The organism is Blattabacterium cuenoti (assembly GCF_014251995.1).
Taxonomy (GTDB): Bacteria; Bacteroidota; Bacteroidia; order Flavobacteriales; family Blattabacteriaceae; genus Blattabacterium; species Blattabacterium cuenoti_AE.
The window spans coordinates 374,692-392,948 of sequence record NZ_CP059205.1 but is presented as its reverse complement, the minus strand read 5'-3'; the positions used below and the strand labels follow the sequence as shown (position 1 = coordinate 392,948).

Sequence of the window (18,257 nt, the reverse complement as noted above, 5' to 3'; positions counted from 1 at the left end):
CTTTCATTTTATATATGGCTATTTTAGATTTTGTTAAACCTGATAAAATTATAATATCTGAATTATCAGATAATAAAGGTATTTTTCATTTAAAACCATTAGAACCTGGATATGGGATTACATTAGGAAATGCATTAAGAAGAGTTTTATTAGGATCCTTAAAAGGTTTCGCAGTAACTTTTATTAGAATTAAAGGAGTTAAATATGAATTTTCTACTATAGAAGGTGTAGTGGAAGACGTTACCGAAATAGTATTAAATTTTAAAAAAATTCGTTTTAAACGAAAAATTCCGGGAGTTAATAAGGAAATAGTTAATGCTTTTATTCATAGTGATAAAAAAGTTACAGGAAAAATTTTAAATCAATTTATTTCTGGATTTCAAATTCTGAATGATGATTTAGTTATTTGTAATAAAAATGAATCAACTCAATTAGAAATAAGTTTTTCAATTGAGGAAGGAAGAGGTTATGTTCCAGCAGAAGAAAACAAAAAAAATAATGACGATTTCATAATTGGAACAATACCTATTGATTCTATTTATACTCCAATTAGAAAAGTAAATTACAAAATAGAGAATTGTAGAGTAGGTCAAAAAACTGATTTTGAAAATCTTTCCTTAGAAATTAATACAGATGGTTCTATTTGTCCTAAATCAGCTTTAATAGAAGCATCTAAGATATTAATTCAATATTTTTCTATTTTTTCTTATGAAAAGATAGGAAAAAAGAAAAAAGAAGAGGTAAATAAAGAAAAGAAATATGATGAAGCATTTCTTCGAATGCGTAATTTGTTGAAATCTAAATTGAATAATATGGATTTATCTGTTCGAACAAAGAATTGTTTAAAATCTTCTTCCATAGAGACTATATTCGATTTAGTTAGTTGTAATAGAAATAATATGTTAAAGATGAGAAATTTTGGAAAAAAATCTTTGGATGAATTAGAAAGTAAAATGAAAGAAAAAGGGTTATATTTTGGAATGGATGTATCAGAATTTTCAAAATATTTAAATAAGAAAAGAGAAATAGATGAATCATAGGAATAAAAATAATCATTTGGGAAGGAAATATGGTCACCGTAAGTCTATTCTCTCTAATTTAGCATCATCTCTGATTAAAGAAAAGAAAATTTTTACAACTTTAGCCAAAGCTAAATCCTTAAAAAAATATATCGAACCTATTATTACAAAATCTAAAGTAAAAACTACTCACTCTAAGAGAAATGTTTTTTCATATTTAAGAGACAAAATTGCGGTTTCAGAATTATTTAAAAGTATTTTTGATAAAGTTCGTGTTCGTCCTGGTGGATATACGAGAATTATAAAGACGGAAGTTAGACTTGGAGATCAATCTCCAATTTCTTTAATTGAATTAGTAGATTTCAATGAATTTTATCATAATAAAAATAAAAGTCAAAAACTATTGAAATCTGTAAGAAGAAGTAAAAAGAAAAAAATTATTAGCATAGAAGAAAAAATAGAAGAAAAAAAGGATAGTAAGGATAGCATAGAAGAAAAAATAGAAGAAAAAAAGGATAGTAAGGATAGCATAGAAGAAAAAATAGAAGAAAAAAAGGATAGTAAGGATAGCATAGAAGAAAAAAAGGATCATGAGCAAAATTAAAAATATTCAGGCAAGACAAATACTAGATTCAAGAGGAAATCCTACTCTTGAGGTAGACATAGTAACGGAGAAAAATATTTTAGGACGTTCTTCTGTTCCATCTGGAATTTCAAGAGGAGAATATGAAGCATTTGAATTACGTGATAATAAAAAAGATTTTTTTTCTGGGAAAGGTGTTTTGAAAGCAGTACATAATGTTAACAATGTTATATCTCCTGAATTGATTGGAATATCCGTATTTGATCAAATTTATATTGATAAATTGATGTTAGAATTAGATGGTACAACTAATAAAAAAAGACTTGGGTCTAATTCTATTTTAGCTGTTTCTCAAGCAGTATCTAAAGCCGCTTCTAATGAACTCGAAATTCCTCTATATAAATATATAGGAGGAGTATATACTAATGCCTTACCAGTCCCCTTAATTAATATTGTGAATGGAGGTAGACATTCAAATTCTTCTATAGCCTTTCAAGAGTTTATGATAGTTCCTGTAAAAGCTAATACTTTTTTGGAAGCACTTCAAATGGGTCATAAAGTTTTTTATCAATTAAAAGATCTTTTACAAGAAAAAGGATACACAACAAGTGTTGGTGATGAAGGTGGATTTTCTCCTAACATTAATGGAATAGAAAATGTTTTAGATTATATATTAGAAGCTATACATATGGCAAATTATGAACCTTACGATCAAATGGGAATAGCTATAGATTGTGCGGCTTCCGAATTTTATAATAGAGAAAATAAGTTTTATGATTATTCCAAATTTGAAAAAGAAATAAATAATTCGAAAAAATCTAGAGAAGAACATATTGATTATTTATCTTTTTTAACTAAAAAATATCCAATTATATCTATTGAAGATGGAATAGATCAAAATGATTGGGAAGGATGGAGGTTATTGACAGACGAAATTGGAAATGATGTTCAGCTGGTTGGAGATGATCTTTTTGTAACACAAGTGTCTAAATTAGACAAAGGAATTAAAAAAAAGGTAGCAAATTCTATTCTTATAAAATTAAATCAAGTAGGAACATTAACTGAAACAATTGAAACAATTAATTTGGCTAAAAAAAATAGATATGAAAATATCATATCTCATCGATCTGGAGAAACGGAAGATTCTTTTATAGCAGATTTTACTGTTGCATTAAATATTGGAAAAATAAAAACAGGTTCTATTTGTCGTTCTGAAAGGATTTCAAAATATAATCAATTATTACGAATTGAGGAAATTATGGGAAAATATTCTTTTTATTCAGGATGGAAGAATAATAATAAGTGATAAATAAATATTCCTCATCATCTTAATCAATAATGAATTAAGAAGAATAATAATAATCAATGGTAATTTTAATTTTTATACTTGGATATTTATTTATTACTTTTGAAAATTTATTTTCCTTAAATAAGGTTATTCCATCTATTTTGATGGCTGTTTTTTGTTGGTCATCAATTATGTTATTTAATTTTCCCGTTTATGAATTAGATCAAAATCTAATGATTAGGAAAAATCCTAATCACTTATTGTTACTTCATTTAGGAAAGGCTTCTGAAATTATTTTTTTTCTAATAGGAGCTATGTCTATTATTTCTATTATTGAAAAATATTCTGGATTTGAGGCTTTAAAAGAGCTTTTTCGTGCAAAAACGAAACGTAAGTTTTTATGGATGATAAGTTTAATTTCTTTCTTATTATCTGCTATAATAGATAATTTAACAGCAACTATTGTTTTGATTTCTCTCTTGAGAAAAATAGTTTCTAATTATAAAGAGCGTCTGTATTATTTAGGAATAGTTATAATATCTGCTAATGCAGGGGGAGTTTGGTCTCCAATTGGAGATATAACTACTACAATGTTATGGATTTCACATAAAGTAACTACTTTACTTCTCTTCAAAAAGATATTTATATCTTCCGTATTATGTATGTTTTCTTCTACTTTAATAGCATCTTTTATGCCTATTTTTAATGGATATTTTCAGGTAGAAAAAGATAAACTTTCAAAAAGTAAATTAAGTAGGGGTTTTTTTATGTTGAAAACAGGTTTATTATTAATGTTACTTGTTCCTATTTATAAAACTTTAACAGGAGTTCCTCCATATATGGGTATAATGTTATCTCTGGGAATTTTCTTATGCATGATAAGAAAGTATAATACAGAACATCTTTTAGATGATATTTTTAAAAAAATAGATTTTTCTAGTATTTTATTTTTCTTTGGAATTTTACTTTCTGTTTCTTCTTTAGACTCTTTGGGAGTATTGTATAATTTATCTCATTGGATAAATGAAACTGTTTATACATGGAAAATTACAACACTTATATTTGGATTAATTTCTTCTATTATAGATAATGTTCCTTTAGTTGCTGCTACCATTGCTATGTTTTCTTTTTATCCAATTGATCATGAATTATGGCATTTTATAGCTTATGTTTCAGGAACAGGAGGGAGTATTTTTCTCATAGGATCTGCTGCTGGAGTAGCAGCTATGGGAATGGAAAAAATAGATTTTTTTTGGTACCTAAAAAAAATTAGTTGGATAGCTTTGATTGGTTATATATCTGGATTTATTTTTTTATTAATCTAAATCTAATTAGTTAAGTGTAACAAATAAAGCATTAAATTTTCTTAATTTAGAACACAATTAGTATTAATTTTCTATAAAAAAATGTTCAAAATTTTAAATTTCTATGAATTCTAATTTAAAAATAGATTGGATTCCGATTAAAAAATATAAAGATATATTATTTCTTTTTTGGGAAGGAATATCTAAAATAGAAATAAACAGACCATGGTGCCATAATGCATTTCGTGTAGAAACGGTTAATGAAATGATAGATGCAATAAGTATTTGTAGTGTTAGAACTGATATAGATGTTTTAATTATAACTGGATCTGGAAAAAAATCTTTTTGTTCTGGAGGAGATCAAACTACAAGAGGTCCAGGAGGTTACTTTGGAAAAGATGGAATTCCAAGATTAAATATATTAGATTTTTATAAGAAGATAAAAGAAATTCCAAAACCTGTTATAGCTATGGTAAATGGTTATTCTATTGGAGGAGGTCATGTTCTACATGTAGTATGTGATCTAACTATTGCTTCCGAAAATTCTATTTTTGGTCAAGTTGGACCAAAAGTAGGGTCTTTTGACGGAGGATTAGGATGTTCTTATTTGGCTCGTCATATTGGTCAGAAAAAAACACGAGAAATGTGGTTTTTATGTAAAAAGTATACAGCAGAAGAAGCATTAAAAATGGGACTAATTAATAAAGTTGTAACTATAGAAAAGTTAGAACAAGAAACCATAAAATGGTGTAAAATAATACAAAAGAGAAGTCCTATGTGTTTAAGAATGATAAAACGTTGTTTAAATGCAGAATTAGATGGACAACATGGATTAATGCAGTTAGCAGGAGATGCAACTTTAATGTTTTATTTGATGGAAGAATCTCAGGAAGGTAAGAAAGCTTTTTTAGAAAAAAGAGATCCAAATTTCAAAAAGTTTAAAAAGTTTTTATGAAAAAATCAAATATAAAATATTGGATTAATACGATTCGTTTAGAAACTTTACCTTTATCTTTTTCTGGAGTAACTTTAAGTTTTCTTGTTTCTAAATTTAGAGAAAAAAATGTGAATGTAATTACATATATTTTTTGTGTTATTACAGCTTTATTGTTACAAGTATTAGCTAATATTTCGAATGATTATGGAGACTGTATAACAGGGATTGATAATAATTATAAGAGAATAGGACCTAAAAGACCTATTCATTATGGACTTATTTCCTTATCAGAGATGAAAAAGTCTATTTTTTTATTTTCTATATTATCTTTTTTGTCAGGAAGTTATTTAATTTATCAAAGTATTTCCTATAAAAATATTTCTATATTTATATTTTGTATTCTCGGAATTTTATTTTGTATTTTCAGTTCTATTAAATATTCTATTGGAATTTGGTCTATTCCTTATGGATATATAGTTGGTATGGGCGATTTATCAGTTTTTATTTTTTTTGGATTTTTTTCGGTGTTAGGAAGCTATTTTCTATATACACATACTTTTTGTATGGACATTTTTTTATTGTCTTTATCCATGGGATTGTTAAATGTATCTGTTTTAAATATTAACAATATGAGAGATATAGAAAATGATTATGACAACGGAAAATATACTATAGCCGGATTATTAGGGATAAAAAGAGCAAAATTATATCACATAATTTCTATATTGATTGCAATTTTTTCAGGAATGATTTTTATTTTATTAAATAATAAAAATATTTATCAATGGGTTCCTTTTATAATATCAATTTTTTTTTTTGTTTTTCATATTAAAAGAATAATCTTTTTAGAGGATAAAAAATTATTTAATTTAGAATTAAGGAGATTAGTTTCCATTATATTTTTATATGGATTAAGTATAGGAATCAGTAATTTTATTAATTAATAATATATGAAAATAACTTTTTTTACTCATAGTACATTAGGGTTAGAAATTGGAAATTTCTATTTATTAGTAGATCCTTTTTTTTCTGCAAATCCTATTTGCAAAGAAGGAGAAAATTTAATTGAAACTTCTTTAAAAAAAATAGATTATATATTACTTACTCATGCTCATTATGATCATGTATGTGATGTGGAATTTCTTTCAAAAAAATTTCGTGATGTTTTAATCATTTCTAATTATGAAATTTCTAATTATTTTGGGAAAAAAGGAATAAAAACATATGGAATAAATTATGGTTCTTTTATTTTTTTCCCTTTTGGAAAATTAAAATATACATGGTCAGCTCATTCTAGTGTTTTCCGAGATGGGGTTTATGGAGGAAATCCAGGAGGATTTTTATTACATTCAAATGAAGGAAAAAAAATATATATATCAGGAGATACTTCATTAACAAATGAAATGAACATTCTTCCAATTTTTGGAAAGTTGGACCTTTCTATTTTACCGATAGGAGGTAGATTTACCATGGGAGTAGAGGATGCTATTATTGCTTCAGATTTTCTACAATGTAAAAAAATATTAGGAGTTCATTATAATACTTTTGAGGAAATTAAAATAAATAAGGATGAAGCTAAAAAGAAATTTCACGAAAAAGGAAAAGAATTAATTTTATTGGAAATGAAAGAATGTATATGGATTTGAGAGTTGATATTAAAAAAAAAAATTTTTCTTCAGAAATCCTATGTTTAATTCCAATAGAATATTTTATCATAACACTATTTGGTTTATTATTTTAAGGAAAAATAATAAATTAGGAATAGGAGAATGTAATCCAATATTGGATAAATTGGCTTTAAGTAATTTAAATAAATTTGAGAAAGAATTAAATCTTATTTTAAGAAAAGTGATTTCTTTAAAAAAGACAAAAATATTTTTTTATCAAAAATATATTTCATATCCATCTATTTTTTTCGGCTTAGAACAAGCCTTTATTAGTTTGAAAAATCAGTTTCCTATACTATATAATTCTCCGTTTTTTCTTGGTAAAAAAGGTGTTTCTATAAATTCTTTAATGTGGCTTAATTCTTTTCATTATCATGATGAGGAAAAAATAATAAAAGAAATAAGTAAGAATTTGTCTAATGGTTTTTCATTTATAAAAATGAAAATTAATTCTATTTATTTTGAATATCAATATTCAATTTTAAAAAAAATAAAAAAGAAATATCCTTTTATAAAAATACGTGTAGATGCAAATGGTTGTTTTGAAAATATTAAAAAAGTTTTACACTGTTTGAATAAACTTTATCAACTAAATATAGTTCATTCAGTAGAACAACCTATTCCATCTAAAAATTGGAAGAAAATGTCAAAAATATGTAAAAAATCAAAATTACCTATAGCATTAGACGAAGAATTAGAAGGAATTTACAAGTTACAAGAAAAACAAAAATTATTGGATATTATTCATCCTAAATATATCGTTTTAAAACCAAGTGTGAATGGAGGATTTCATGGAACTAAAGAATGGATATTAGAAGCCATAAAAAGAAAAATAGAATGGTGGATTAGTTCTTCTTTAGAAAGTAATATTGGACTTAATTCAATTGCTCAATGGACTTTCGTTATGGATGAAAAATATTTTAATAAATACAAAAGAGTACATGGATTAAATACAGGTAGATTATATATTAACAATTGGATTTCTCCTTTAGAGGTAAAAAAAGGTTCTATTTGGTATAATCCGTATTTAAAATGGAAAATATTTTAAAATAAAAATATAAAATGTGGATAGATTTTTCATCTAAAAAAAAAAGATAATTTTCATTTTTTATTGAAAGAAAGATTTTTTTGGAAAAATGCTATTTTTCAATTTTTAAAAGATTGGTATAATGATGATCCTGTATTATCTGTTTTTACTTCTGGTACTACAGGAATTCCTAAAAAAATTTTAGTAAAAAAGAAGCACTTTTTTGAAAGAGCTAAAAAAACTGTAGAAATTTCAAAGCTTAAAAGTCCAGGAATAAAAGGATTATTATGTTTGTCTCCAAATTTTATTGCTGCAAAAATATTTTTAGTTCGAGCTATTATTTTCAAGTGGAAAGTATATTGTGTACCTCCTTCATCTAATCCTTTGAGAAACATTAAGGAGTATTTTGATATTGCATCAATGGTTCCTATGCAAGTTTTTTCTAGTTTAGAATATTTAAAATATATTAAAATCCTTTTAATAGGAGGATGTTCTATTCCAAATTTTTTAGAAGAAAAATTAAAAAATATTTCATCAACTATTTGTTATGCAACGTATGGAATGACAGAAACATTAGGTCATATAGCTGTAAGGAGGATTAATGGATCAAACAGATCTATTTATTATAAATCCTTCGGAGATATTTATTTAAAGAAAGATAAAAGAAATTGTTTAAAAATTTTTTCTTCATGTTCTATGGACTCTTGGATACAAACAAATGACATTGTTTCAATTAAATCTGATAATGAGTTTTATTGGATAGGTAGATATGATAATATTATAAATAGTGGAGGAATAAAAATTATTCCTGAATTAATAGAAAAAAATATAAGTTTTTTTATTCCTGATAGGAGATATTTTATATCCTCGATTTCAGACAAGATTCTTGGGGAAAAACTAATATTAGTTATTGAAGGAGATCCTTTTAAATTAAAAATTCCAAAAAATTTTTTCTGTGGAAAAAATAAATTTTATAAACCAAAAAAAATTTTTTTTATAACACATTTTACAGAAACTTTACTTGGTAAAATAAATAGAAATATGATTATGAAAAAGTTAATTCAAAAAATTTAGGAAAAAACGAATCATATATTGATTTTGTGTAGTATATAATAATTGTATTTATTTATTATTATATATAAAATTTTTTATTTGTATTAATCAATATATTTAATTTCTACTTAAATAGAAAAAATTTTAGAATTTTATACTATAGATATATCTTTTGTTAAGATAATTTAGTTAGTTAGGAATATTCAATAATGAAAAGAAATTATTATATTTGTTATAAAAATGTATAAAATCATAATTATGTGCATTTATTTATTGAATATTCTTTTCTTTTAAAAAAATTAAAATAGTTATTTATTTTTTGCAGTCAGTTTCTTAAACTTCTTGAGTTTTAATTATACAGAGAAAAAAATATTTAGAAATTAATAATATATCATAATAAATGTAAATAAATATGATATTATAAATAAAGTAATTTTATAAAATTATAACAATAATTCATATTAATTCTAAGAATAAAAGTAATTAAAAAAATGAGACAAACAAAATTAAAAATTTTAGGAAGGATAACAAATTTTCGTTGTGTATCTTGTATATCTTTTAAAAGATTTATGAATATGAAAAATTAAAAATTTATTTTTTCCACTTTAATAATTAAAATTTTTTTTAATAAGAAACAAATATTCTATAGCTTTTTTATGATAATATTAGAGATTTTAATTGTTATAATGAATATAAATTTTATCCAAAAAATAAAATGGGGAAAAAAATTCTTTAATAAAAGAAAAAAAATTTTAATGCTTTTTATAAGTTTCCCATTCTTTTTTTAAGAATAATGGATAATCAATTAATTTAATAAATTAACAATATTGAATAATAATTAAATAATATAAACTAAAATTTAATGTTAGATTTTTTGGATTCTATCTTTAAAGATAATAATAAAAAAAAATATTTATTTCCTAATAAGAAAAAAATTGAAGAATTTGTAAATTCATTGTTTAATTTTTTATTTATTCCTAATCGGAATATAAAAAATATAGTTTCATTTAAAAATAAATACAACCAATTAAAATATTTTTTACATGAAATTTTTCTCGAATTAAACTTGTCTAAAAAAAACTCTGATGAGTCTTCTAAAAGATTTTTTCAAAATATATCTAGTATTTATCAAACTCTAATAATAGATGCTAATGCTATATTAGATTCTGATCCTGCTGCAACAGTTTTAGAGGAAATTTTTCTTTCTTATCCCGGATTTTTTGCTACTGCATTATATAGAATTGCTCATCAATTATGGATTCAAAAAATTCCAATCATACCAAGACTAATTACAGAATATGCACATAGTAAAACCGGAATAGATATTCATGCAGCTGCGGAAATAGGAAAAGCATTTGCAATTGATCATGGAACAGGGATAGTCATAGGAGAAAGTGCAAAAATAGGAAAAAAAGTTAAAATTTATCAAGGAGTTACTTTAGGAGCGATTTATGTAGATAAAAAACTTTCAAATCAAAAACGTCATCCTACTATAGAGGATAAAGTTACTATTTACTCTGGGGCTACTATTTTGGGTGGAAATACTATAATAGGACATGATAGTATTATTGGAGGAAATGTTTGGTTGACAAAAAGTATTCCTTCTTTTTCTATAGTTTATCAAAAAAATGAAATAAAAATGAAAAGAAATAATCCTCTTCTTGATCATGACCCTATTAATTTTATGATATAATGATATAATATAATGAGAAATGAAAGTTGATAATATTTTAGAAACTATTGGAAATACACCCCATATTCGTCTCAATAAACTATACCCTAATCATCAAGTTTGGATGAAATTAGAAAGGAATAATCCAGGAGGAAGTATAAAAGATAGAATTGCTCTTTCTATGATAGAAGATGCGGAAAAAAAAAAAATTCTTCATAAAGGAGATATTATTATAGAACCTACTTCCGGAAATACAGGAATAGGATTGGCTATGGTTTGTGCTGTAAAGGATTATCGTTTAATATTAGTAATGCCAGAATCTATGAGCCTTGAAAGAAGGAAATTATTTTCCATTTTTGGAGCAAAATTCGTTTTAACTCCTAAAGAAAAAGGAATGAAAGGGGCTATTCAAAAGGCAAAAAAACTTGTTGATATTATACCTAATTCTTGGATGCCTGAACAATTCGATAATATATCAAATCCTAATATTCATAAAAATACAACAGCAAAAGAAATTACAAAAGATTTTCCCAAAGGAATAGATTATTTTATTACAGGAGTTGGCACCGGGGGGCATATTACTGGAATAGGAAAATTTTTAAAAAAAAGGTTTCCTAAAATAAAAATTTTTTCTGTGGAACCGTTAGAATCTCCAGTTATATTTGGAGGATGTCCTAATCCTCATTCTTTACAAGGATTAGGAGCAGGATTTATTCCATCTATTTTAGATATTAAAATATTAGATGGAACTTTTTTAATTTCCAAAAAAGAAGCATTTTATAAAGTTCGTGAAATCGCAAAAAAAGAAGGAATTCTCGTTGGAATATCTACAGGAGCATCTTTGTCTGCCATAGATCAAAAATTACCTAAAATTTCTGAAAAATCAGTGATATTAACGTTTAATTACGATACTGGAGAAAGATACTTATCCGTTGATGATCTTTTCTCTAATAATAAAAAATAATTATAGTTTTATTAAACTAAATATATTTATAAAAATAAAATTATTAGTTTTTTTTAGAAAAATCTTTATACGTAATTAAAAAAATTTTTATATATAAGTAATTTTAAGGATGAATTAAAAATAAAAAATGATCAATTTTAAAAAATTTTTTTAATTTCTATAAATTAAAATTATTAAAATTGGATAATCATCCATTTTTCTTATTTAATTATTTTCAATAAAAATTATGGATATTCAGTTTTTTTCTACATACAAAAATTAGAGTAAAATATAAAAAAATGTTATCTAAGTTAAACAAAAGAATGTTTTTAACGTTAATAAAAAATTCTTCTCAAGAAGAAATTATTTGGATGTATGGATATTTATCTGGATTTTTATCCCTAAAAAAAACTAAAAAATGTTCTTTTCCTGAATTTTTAGATGATAAAATATTAAATAAAAAAGAAAAAATCACTATAGTTTATGGAACAGAGACAGGAAATTCTAAAAGTTTAGCTTTTGATTTTCATAAAAGATTTAAAGGTGAAAAAATCAAATCAAACTTAATAAGTTTAGATAAATATTATCTGCAAGATTTGAAAAAAGAAAGTTATTTATTAATAATAATTAGTACGTATGGAGAAGGAGATCCACCTACTTCCGCAAAATCTTTTTTTCATTTTATCCACGAAAATGAAAAAAAGATTATTCTAAAAAATTTGAAATATAGTGTTTTAGCGTTAGGAGATAAATCTTATCTTAATTTTTGTAAAGCTGGATATGATGTAGATAAATGTTTATATAATATGGGGGCAAAAAGAATTATTCCATTATATAAATGTGATGTTGATTATGAAGAAAAAGCAAATAAATGGTTTTTAGAAATTTTATATTTTTTTCAGAAAAATATAAAAAAAGAAAGAAATGTAGAAAAAATAAAAGACAATAAGATATGTGGAATAGTTAAAAATAATATACTTTTAAGTAAAAAAGAAGAAAATGGATCTTATAAAGAAATTCATCATATAGAAATTTCTGTAAATGACAAAATTAAATATAGTCCAGGTGATTCCATAGGAATATTTCCTGAAAACCCTTCAAATGAAATAAATGATATTGTAAAATATTTTACAAATAGAGAAAAAAATGATTTGAAAGAAAAAAAAATTAATGATAAAATATGGAATCTTTTTAAAAAAGAATTGAACATACTTTGTTTATCGAACAATTTTTTAAAAAAATATTCTCTTTTTTTAAAAGAGAAAAAAAATATTCCTGTTAATCGTAAATGGAAACTTATTGATCTTTTAAAAGAATTTCCTGTAAAAAAAGAATTTTTTTTACAGGATTTGATAGAAATATTAGAACCAATAAAACCAAGGTTATACTCTATATCTTCTTATTCTAAATTTCATATAAATGAAATACATATCACTGTATCTAGATACAATTTTCAACTAAATGGGAAAAATATATATGGTCACTGTTCTGATTATTTATCTAAAATAAAAAATGAAGATCAAATATCTTTTTTTGTTTGCAAAAACCAATTATTTAAATTACCGAAAAATTCGGATATCAATATAATTTTAATTGGAACAGGAACTGGAATAGCGCCTTTTCGTTCATTTTTATATGAAAGAGAAGCTACGAAAGCTAGAGGAAAAAATTGGTTATTTTTTGGAGGACAACATTTTAATTCAGATTTTTTGTACCAAAAAGAAATTCAAAACTGGAAAGAAAAAGGAATTATTAATCGTTTAAGTCTTTCTTTTTCAAGAGATCAAAAGAACAAAATATATGTACAAGATAAAATATGGGAAAATCGAATTGATTTTTTTTCATGGATAAAAAATGGAGCGTATATTTATATTTGTGGTAAAAAATCACCTATGAGTATGGACGTTGAAAAAATGATTTGTCGTTTAATAGATGAAGTAGGAAAATGCGATCCAAAATCTTTCATAGAAAAGATGAAAAAAAATAGGAAATATTTGAAAGATGTCTATTAATAATAATAAAAATAAAATTAAACAAAAATATTAAAAATCTCAGAATATATATAGTATTAGTTAGAATTAGAATTCATAAATATAGTTCTTTAAATTAAAAAAGAAGATTTATTTTTCATCAATTTAATAAAAAACATATAAAAATGTAATAAAATTTTTGATATAGTTATCAACGAATAATGTTAGATGCTTTATCTGTTTTTATATTAAAAAACAATATGTAATTCATTTTATGAAATATTTTTCTTATACATAAGAATATATTATTTATGTTTAAAATATTATAATTTTTTTTCTTTATTTTTTAAATTTAATTGTTCACTTAACAGTATAATTTTTTCGACAATTTTTTTATCCATTTTATATTTAGATTCCTTAGTCCATCCAGCGATATGTGGAGTTAATATAACTTTATCAGAATGAATAAGATTTAAAAAATTTTTTGATAATTTTTTATGATGGAAAATATTTTTAAAAGAGTAGTTTTCATACTCTAAGACATCTAAACAAGCTCCATATATTTTTCCTTTTTGTAATGATTTTATTAAATGATTTGTAATAACACATCCTCCTCTTGAAGTGTTGATTAAATAAAAAGGTTTAAAAAACTTTTCAATAAAACTATAATTAATCATTCCTTTTGTTTTCTTTGTATAAGGAACATGCAAACTAATTATATCTGATTTTTGAAAAATTGTTTCCATATCAACTTGTTCCGCATAAGAATCACCAACGTTAGTTAATATATCATAACATAATATATTAGCATCAAATCCAGAAAGTTTTTTTGCAAAAGATTTTCCTGTATTTCCATATCCAATAATTCCTATTGTTTTTCCCATAATTTCTACTCCTCTATTTATTTCCCTACACCATTTTCCTTTTTTTATTTCTTGATAAGAACGAAAAATATTATTCATACAACATAAAAGCATACCTATAGCATGTTCTGCTACAGCATCCTTATTTCCTTCTGGAGAAGAAATTAAAGTAATATTTCTTTTAGAAGCAAAATTTTGATCTATATTTTCTATACCAGATCCTACTCTAGCTATAAATTTTAAATTTATAGCTTTTTGAATAAATTCTCTATCTATTTTCAATCTACTTCTTAAAACAACCCCATCATATATAGAAAGATTAATCTTATTGGTTGAATCATAATAATTTTCATCACAAATAAATCCTTTTTCTTTTAGTTTATGTATAATAAAAATATGATCTTTTTCTAAAAATAATATTCTTTTAATTATCATAATGATTTATTTATCATAATCTTTATTCTTATTATTTTCTTTATTTAAATTTTCATTAAAATCTATGATTTCTTTCTCTTTAATAGGATTTTCATTTTTTTTATTTTCTAAATCTTTATTACTTTCATTTGAAATAACGTTTTCTTCTTGAGAATGAGAAATTCCCTCACATTTATCCCAATTATATTGATAATTTCTAGGTTTATGAAAAAATAATTGATTATTATAATTAAAATTTGTATCTCCATATAAACTTTTCATATAATAAGCCCATATTGGTAAAGCCATATTTGCTCCTTGTCCTAACTTAATACTCTCAAAATGAGAATATCTATCTTCCCAACCAACCCAAATTCCAGTAGTCAAATTAGGAACCATTCCTATAAACCATCCATCTGAATTTTCATTAGTTGTTCCAGTTTTTCCTGCTATTTCTCCTACAAAATTATATTGGTTCAATCTTTTTGCTGTCCCATATTTAATAACTCCTTGCATTAGTTTTAACATAATATATGCTATATCTTCATTAAAAACCTGCCTTCTACTAAGATCCATATTTTCTTTAATCAAATTTCCATTATCATCTTCAATTTTTACTAAAATACTAGGTTTTACATAAATTCCATAATTATTAAATGTATTGAATGCTCCTAACATTTCATATAATGTTAAATCTGCAGAACCAAGCGCTATAGATGGATGTTTAGGAATAATAGATTTTATCCCCATTTCTTTAGCTAAATCAATTACAGGTCCTGGAGTTATTTGTGACATTAAACGAGCTGAAATTGTATTAACAGAAAAAGCCAAACCATCTTTTAATGTAATAAATCCTCCATATTTTCCATTAGAGTTTCTAGGTGTCCATTTTCCTAAATGGAATTTTTCATTTGAAATTCTTGTACAAGGAGTATAATGTAATTTTTTAATAGCAGCAGCGTATAAAATAGGCTTGAAAATAGAACCAACTTGACGTTGTGTTTGTGCTACATGGTCATACTGAAAGTAATTAAAATCTATTCCACCTACCCACGCTTTTATAAATCCAGTCGACGATTCTATAGATAATAAACCAGCTTGAATAATACTTTTTTGATAACGAATAAAATCTAATGGAGACATTAATACTTTTTTAGGTCCATTCCATGTAAAAACTTTTACTAATTGTGGCTTTTGAAATTTATCCATAATTAGATCTTCTGATAATCCTTTTTGTTTCAAATCTTGATAAAGTAAAGTTCTACGCATTGCAGATATTAATATTCTTTTTGTTTTCTTTTCAGAAAGATTTAAAAATGGAAAATTTTTATTTTTTTTTTGAAAAAAGTTAAATAAAACTTGTAATTTCTTAAGATGATTTCTAACAGATTTTTCTGCATAATTTTGCATTCTTACATCTATAGATGTATAAATTTTTAATCCACTAGAATAAAGATTTAATTTCTGTCCTGTTTGGTTTTCATGCTGATCTAAAGATTCTTGAATTTCTTTCTTTAAAAATTCCCCATAATAAGTAAGTAATTCAAAATCTTTTTTTTGGATTTTAAAATTAATTTTTATAGGTTTTTCTAATTCTTTTTTATATCTAGATGTAGACAAAAAATTATACTTCTTCATTTGAAAGAGAACTAAATTTCTTTGTTTTTTTGCTTTTTTAGGATAGTTTTTTGGATTATATAAAGAAGGATTTTCTAACATTCCGACCAAAATAGCGCTTTCTCCTAAATTTAGTTCAGAAGTTTTTTTATTAAAATAAGTATGAGCAGCTGTTTCTATGCCTTTTGCATTATATAAAAAATCAAATTTATTATAATACATTGTAATAATTTCTTCTTTTGTATAACGTTTTTCTAGTTCAATAGCCATTACCCATTCTAAAAGTTTCTGATGAATTCTTTGCAATTTATTTTTTGCAGATGGACCTGTAAAAAGAAGTTTCGCTAATTGTTGCGAAATAGTACTACCCCCTCCTTTTTTACCTAAAGAAAAAATTGCTCTAAGAATAGATCTAGCATCAATTCCAGAGTGATATTTAAAACGAATATCTTCTTTAGCGATTAAAGCGTTCACAAGAGTACTTGGAAGTTGATTATAGGTAACTAATGTTCTATTTTCAGAAAAAAATTTTCCTAATAAAATTCCATTAGAATCATAAACTTCTGATCCTACTTCCATAGCAGGGTTTTCTATATCTTCAGTACTAGGTAAAGCACCTAAGTATCCTTTAGAAGCTGCATAAAAAATTGCAAAAAAAAGGATTATTCCTATAAAAAATAGAAACCAAAAATAAAAAATAAACATACGAAAATAATAATTTACCTTCATATTTTCTACAAACAAAAATTATTTTAAGACAATTTTAATTAATAATTTTTATTTTATTTAATTTGATTGAATAGTTTGAATTCTATTATTTAGAATTATTAACTGTGGATAATTCTTCTAAAGAAGGTGGTATTTTATTTTTTTCTAAAATTTCTTTAATTTTTTTGACTTCTATTTCAAACCAAGTATTAGGATTCTTAACGTAAGAAAACCACATTTTTTTCTTGAAAACATCAATTTTCATACATTTAGCAATTCCTTTTTTTGTATTTATTCTTTTGTTAAAATCTGGGAAATCTTTTAAAGAAATTAAATAAGCATCTAACTCATAGTTTAAACAACATTTTAATTTACTGCATTGACCAGTTAATTTTTGGACGTTTATAGAAATTTGTTGATATCTTGCTGAATAAGTGGTAACACTTTTAAAATTTTTTAGCCAGGTTGAACAACAAAGTTCTCTACCACAAGAACCAATTCCTCCAATTTTTGCAGCTTCTTGTCTATAACCTATTTGACGCATTTCTATACGTGTATGAAAATTCAATGCTAATTCTTTGACTAATTTTCTAAAGTCAATTCTATTTTCTGCTGTATAATAAAAAATAGCTTTACCTCCATCACCTTGATATTCAACATCACAAATTTTCATAGAAAGATTTAGATCTTTTGAAATTTTTTTAGATTTAAAAAGAGCTGAAAATTCTTTTTTTCTAAACGATTTCCAAATATTTATTTCTTTATGTGTTGATTTTCTATATATTTTTTTTAGAACATCTATATTTTTATTTCTTATTTGTAAATTGACTAGTTCACCTGTTAAAGTTATTGTGCCTATATCGTACCCAATTCCAGATTTAGGTTCTACAGTAACGATATCACCTTTTTTTAGAAGAAAGTTTTTTTCATTTATAAAAAATTCTTTTCTATTTTTTTTAAATTTTACTTCCACTATATCATATTTATGATATCCAAAAGGAGATCTAATATTAGATAACCAATCTGTTCCATAAAAATTGGAACATTTTTTTTTCAAAAAAATATGTTTTTTTTTTACACATTGATTTAAACAATTAGAACACGACGATCTGTTCATTACATTTATATTATCTTAAACAGTTTAAAAGTAATTTTATTAATTTTTAACAATCAATTATATTACATAAATATA

General features: G+C 24.0%; 15 protein-coding genes. 12 read left to right on the top strand and 3 right to left on the bottom strand.

All coding sequences use genetic code 11. The features are described from left to right. Nucleotides 1-14: 14 nt before the first annotated feature. From H0H51_RS01805 to H0H51_RS01750, 12 genes are all read left to right on the top strand, one after another. Nucleotides 15-1,040, top strand: a complete 1,026-nt coding sequence (locus H0H51_RS01805) for a DNA-directed RNA polymerase subunit alpha (protein WP_185876627.1) — start codon at nucleotides 15-17, stop codon at nucleotides 1,038-1,040. Next, nucleotides 1,030-1,623, top strand: coding sequence for a 50S ribosomal protein L17 (rplQ, locus tag H0H51_RS01800; RefSeq protein WP_185876626.1), 594 nt, complete (start codon nucleotides 1,030-1,032; stop codon nucleotides 1,621-1,623). Before H0H51_RS01805 ends, rplQ begins: the two co-directional genes overlap by 11 nt. Beyond that, nucleotides 1,610-2,908 (top strand): phosphopyruvate hydratase, encoded by a 1,299-nt coding sequence (eno, locus tag H0H51_RS01795; RefSeq protein WP_185876625.1) that lies wholly within the window; start codon nucleotides 1,610-1,612, stop codon nucleotides 2,906-2,908. The genes rplQ and eno overlap by 14 nt, the downstream gene beginning before the upstream one ends. Before the next feature lie 59 nt (nucleotides 2,909-2,967). Further along, complete coding sequence (locus H0H51_RS01790; protein WP_185876624.1) at nucleotides 2,968-4,215, top strand: SLC13 family permease; 1,248 nt, start codon at nucleotides 2,968-2,970, stop codon at nucleotides 4,213-4,215. A 103-nt stretch (nucleotides 4,216-4,318) separates the two neighbouring features. Beyond that, nucleotides 4,319-5,149, top strand: a complete 831-nt coding sequence (gene menB / locus H0H51_RS01785) for a 1,4-dihydroxy-2-naphthoyl-CoA synthase (RefSeq protein ID WP_185876623.1) — start codon at nucleotides 4,319-4,321, stop codon at nucleotides 5,147-5,149. Further along, the gene (gene menA, locus H0H51_RS01780) at nucleotides 5,146-6,075 is read left to right on the top strand and encodes a 1,4-dihydroxy-2-naphthoate octaprenyltransferase (RefSeq protein ID WP_185876622.1); all 930 of its coding nucleotides are present in this window, start codon (nucleotides 5,146-5,148) and stop codon (nucleotides 6,073-6,075) included. Before menB ends, menA begins: the two co-directional genes overlap by 4 nt. A 6-nt stretch (nucleotides 6,076-6,081) precedes the next feature. Continuing rightward, the gene (locus tag H0H51_RS01775; RefSeq protein WP_185876621.1) at nucleotides 6,082-6,777 is read left to right on the top strand and encodes a metal-dependent hydrolase; all 696 of its coding nucleotides are present in this window, start codon (nucleotides 6,082-6,084) and stop codon (nucleotides 6,775-6,777) included. Between the two features lie 40 nt (nucleotides 6,778-6,817). Beyond that, nucleotides 6,818-7,846: an enolase C-terminal domain-like protein gene (locus tag H0H51_RS01770; protein WP_185876620.1), complete on the top strand. Its 1,029-nt coding sequence runs from the start codon at nucleotides 6,818-6,820 to the stop codon at nucleotides 7,844-7,846. Nucleotides 7,847-7,909: 63 nt separating this feature from the next. Then, nucleotides 7,910-8,899: an AMP-binding protein gene (locus H0H51_RS01765; protein ID WP_238784220.1), complete on the top strand. Its 990-nt coding sequence runs from the start codon at nucleotides 7,910-7,912 to the stop codon at nucleotides 8,897-8,899. 841 nt (nucleotides 8,900-9,740) lie between these two features. Further along, nucleotides 9,741-10,571, top strand: coding sequence for a serine O-acetyltransferase (locus H0H51_RS01760; RefSeq protein ID WP_185876619.1), 831 nt, complete (start codon nucleotides 9,741-9,743; stop codon nucleotides 10,569-10,571). A gap of 19 nt (nucleotides 10,572-10,590) precedes the next feature. Then, nucleotides 10,591-11,514 (top strand): cysteine synthase A, encoded by a 924-nt coding sequence (gene cysK, locus H0H51_RS01755; RefSeq protein WP_185876618.1) that lies wholly within the window; start codon nucleotides 10,591-10,593, stop codon nucleotides 11,512-11,514. A gap of 278 nt (nucleotides 11,515-11,792) precedes the next feature. Further along, nucleotides 11,793-13,505, top strand: a complete 1,713-nt coding sequence (locus H0H51_RS01750) for a diflavin oxidoreductase (protein ID WP_185876617.1) — start codon at nucleotides 11,793-11,795, stop codon at nucleotides 13,503-13,505. 281 nt (nucleotides 13,506-13,786) lie between these two features. On the opposite strand, the gene H0H51_RS01745 is transcribed toward H0H51_RS01750, so the two are convergent. The 3 genes from H0H51_RS01745 to H0H51_RS01735 form a co-directional block, all read right to left on the bottom strand. Then, the gene (locus tag H0H51_RS01745) at nucleotides 13,787-14,758 is read right to left on the bottom strand and encodes an NAD(P)-dependent oxidoreductase (RefSeq protein WP_185877122.1); all 972 of its coding nucleotides are present in this window, start codon (nucleotides 14,756-14,758) and stop codon (nucleotides 13,787-13,789) included. Nucleotides 14,759-14,767: 9 nt separating this feature from the next. Further along, nucleotides 14,768-17,062 (bottom strand): transglycosylase domain-containing protein, encoded by a 2,295-nt coding sequence (locus tag H0H51_RS01740; protein WP_238784219.1) that lies wholly within the window; start codon nucleotides 17,060-17,062, stop codon nucleotides 14,768-14,770. Nucleotides 17,063-17,171: 109 nt separating this feature from the next. Next, complete coding sequence (locus tag H0H51_RS01735) at nucleotides 17,172-18,182, bottom strand: PSP1 domain-containing protein (RefSeq protein WP_185876616.1); 1,011 nt, start codon at nucleotides 18,180-18,182, stop codon at nucleotides 17,172-17,174. Between the last annotated feature and the right edge of the window lie 75 nt (nucleotides 18,183-18,257).

Bases quoted from the DNA above. Each gene is read 5' to 3' on its own strand.
- eno (WP_185876625.1), top strand. From the start codon at position 1,610: ATGAGCAAAATTAAAAATATTCAGGCAAGACAAATACTAGATTCAAGA.
- H0H51_RS01790 (WP_185876624.1), top strand. From the start codon at position 2,968: ATGGTAATTTTAATTTTTATACTTGGATATTTATTTATTACTTTTGAA.
- H0H51_RS01740 (WP_238784219.1), bottom strand. From the start codon at position 17,062: ATGTTTATTTTTTATTTTTGGTTTCTATTTTTTATAGGAATAATCCTT.
- menA (WP_185876622.1), top strand. From the start codon at position 5,146: ATGAAAAAATCAAATATAAAATATTGGATTAATACGATTCGTTTAGAA.
- rplQ (WP_185876626.1), top strand. From the start codon at position 1,030: ATGAATCATAGGAATAAAAATAATCATTTGGGAAGGAAATATGGTCAC.
- H0H51_RS01770 (WP_185876620.1), top strand. From the start codon at position 6,818: ATGTTTAATTCCAATAGAATATTTTATCATAACACTATTTGGTTTATT.
- H0H51_RS01775 (WP_185876621.1), top strand. From the start codon at position 6,082: ATGAAAATAACTTTTTTTACTCATAGTACATTAGGGTTAGAAATTGGA.
- H0H51_RS01750 (WP_185876617.1), top strand. From the start codon at position 11,793: ATGTTATCTAAGTTAAACAAAAGAATGTTTTTAACGTTAATAAAAAAT.
- H0H51_RS01805 (WP_185876627.1), top strand. From the start codon at position 15: ATGGCTATTTTAGATTTTGTTAAACCTGATAAAATTATAATATCTGAA.
- H0H51_RS01735 (WP_185876616.1), bottom strand. From the start codon at position 18,182: ATGAACAGATCGTCGTGTTCTAATTGTTTAAATCAATGTGTAAAAAAA.
- menB (WP_185876623.1), top strand. From the start codon at position 4,319: ATGAATTCTAATTTAAAAATAGATTGGATTCCGATTAAAAAATATAAA.
- cysK (WP_185876618.1), top strand. From the start codon at position 10,591: ATGAAAGTTGATAATATTTTAGAAACTATTGGAAATACACCCCATATT.
- H0H51_RS01760 (WP_185876619.1), top strand. From the start codon at position 9,741: ATGTTAGATTTTTTGGATTCTATCTTTAAAGATAATAATAAAAAAAAA.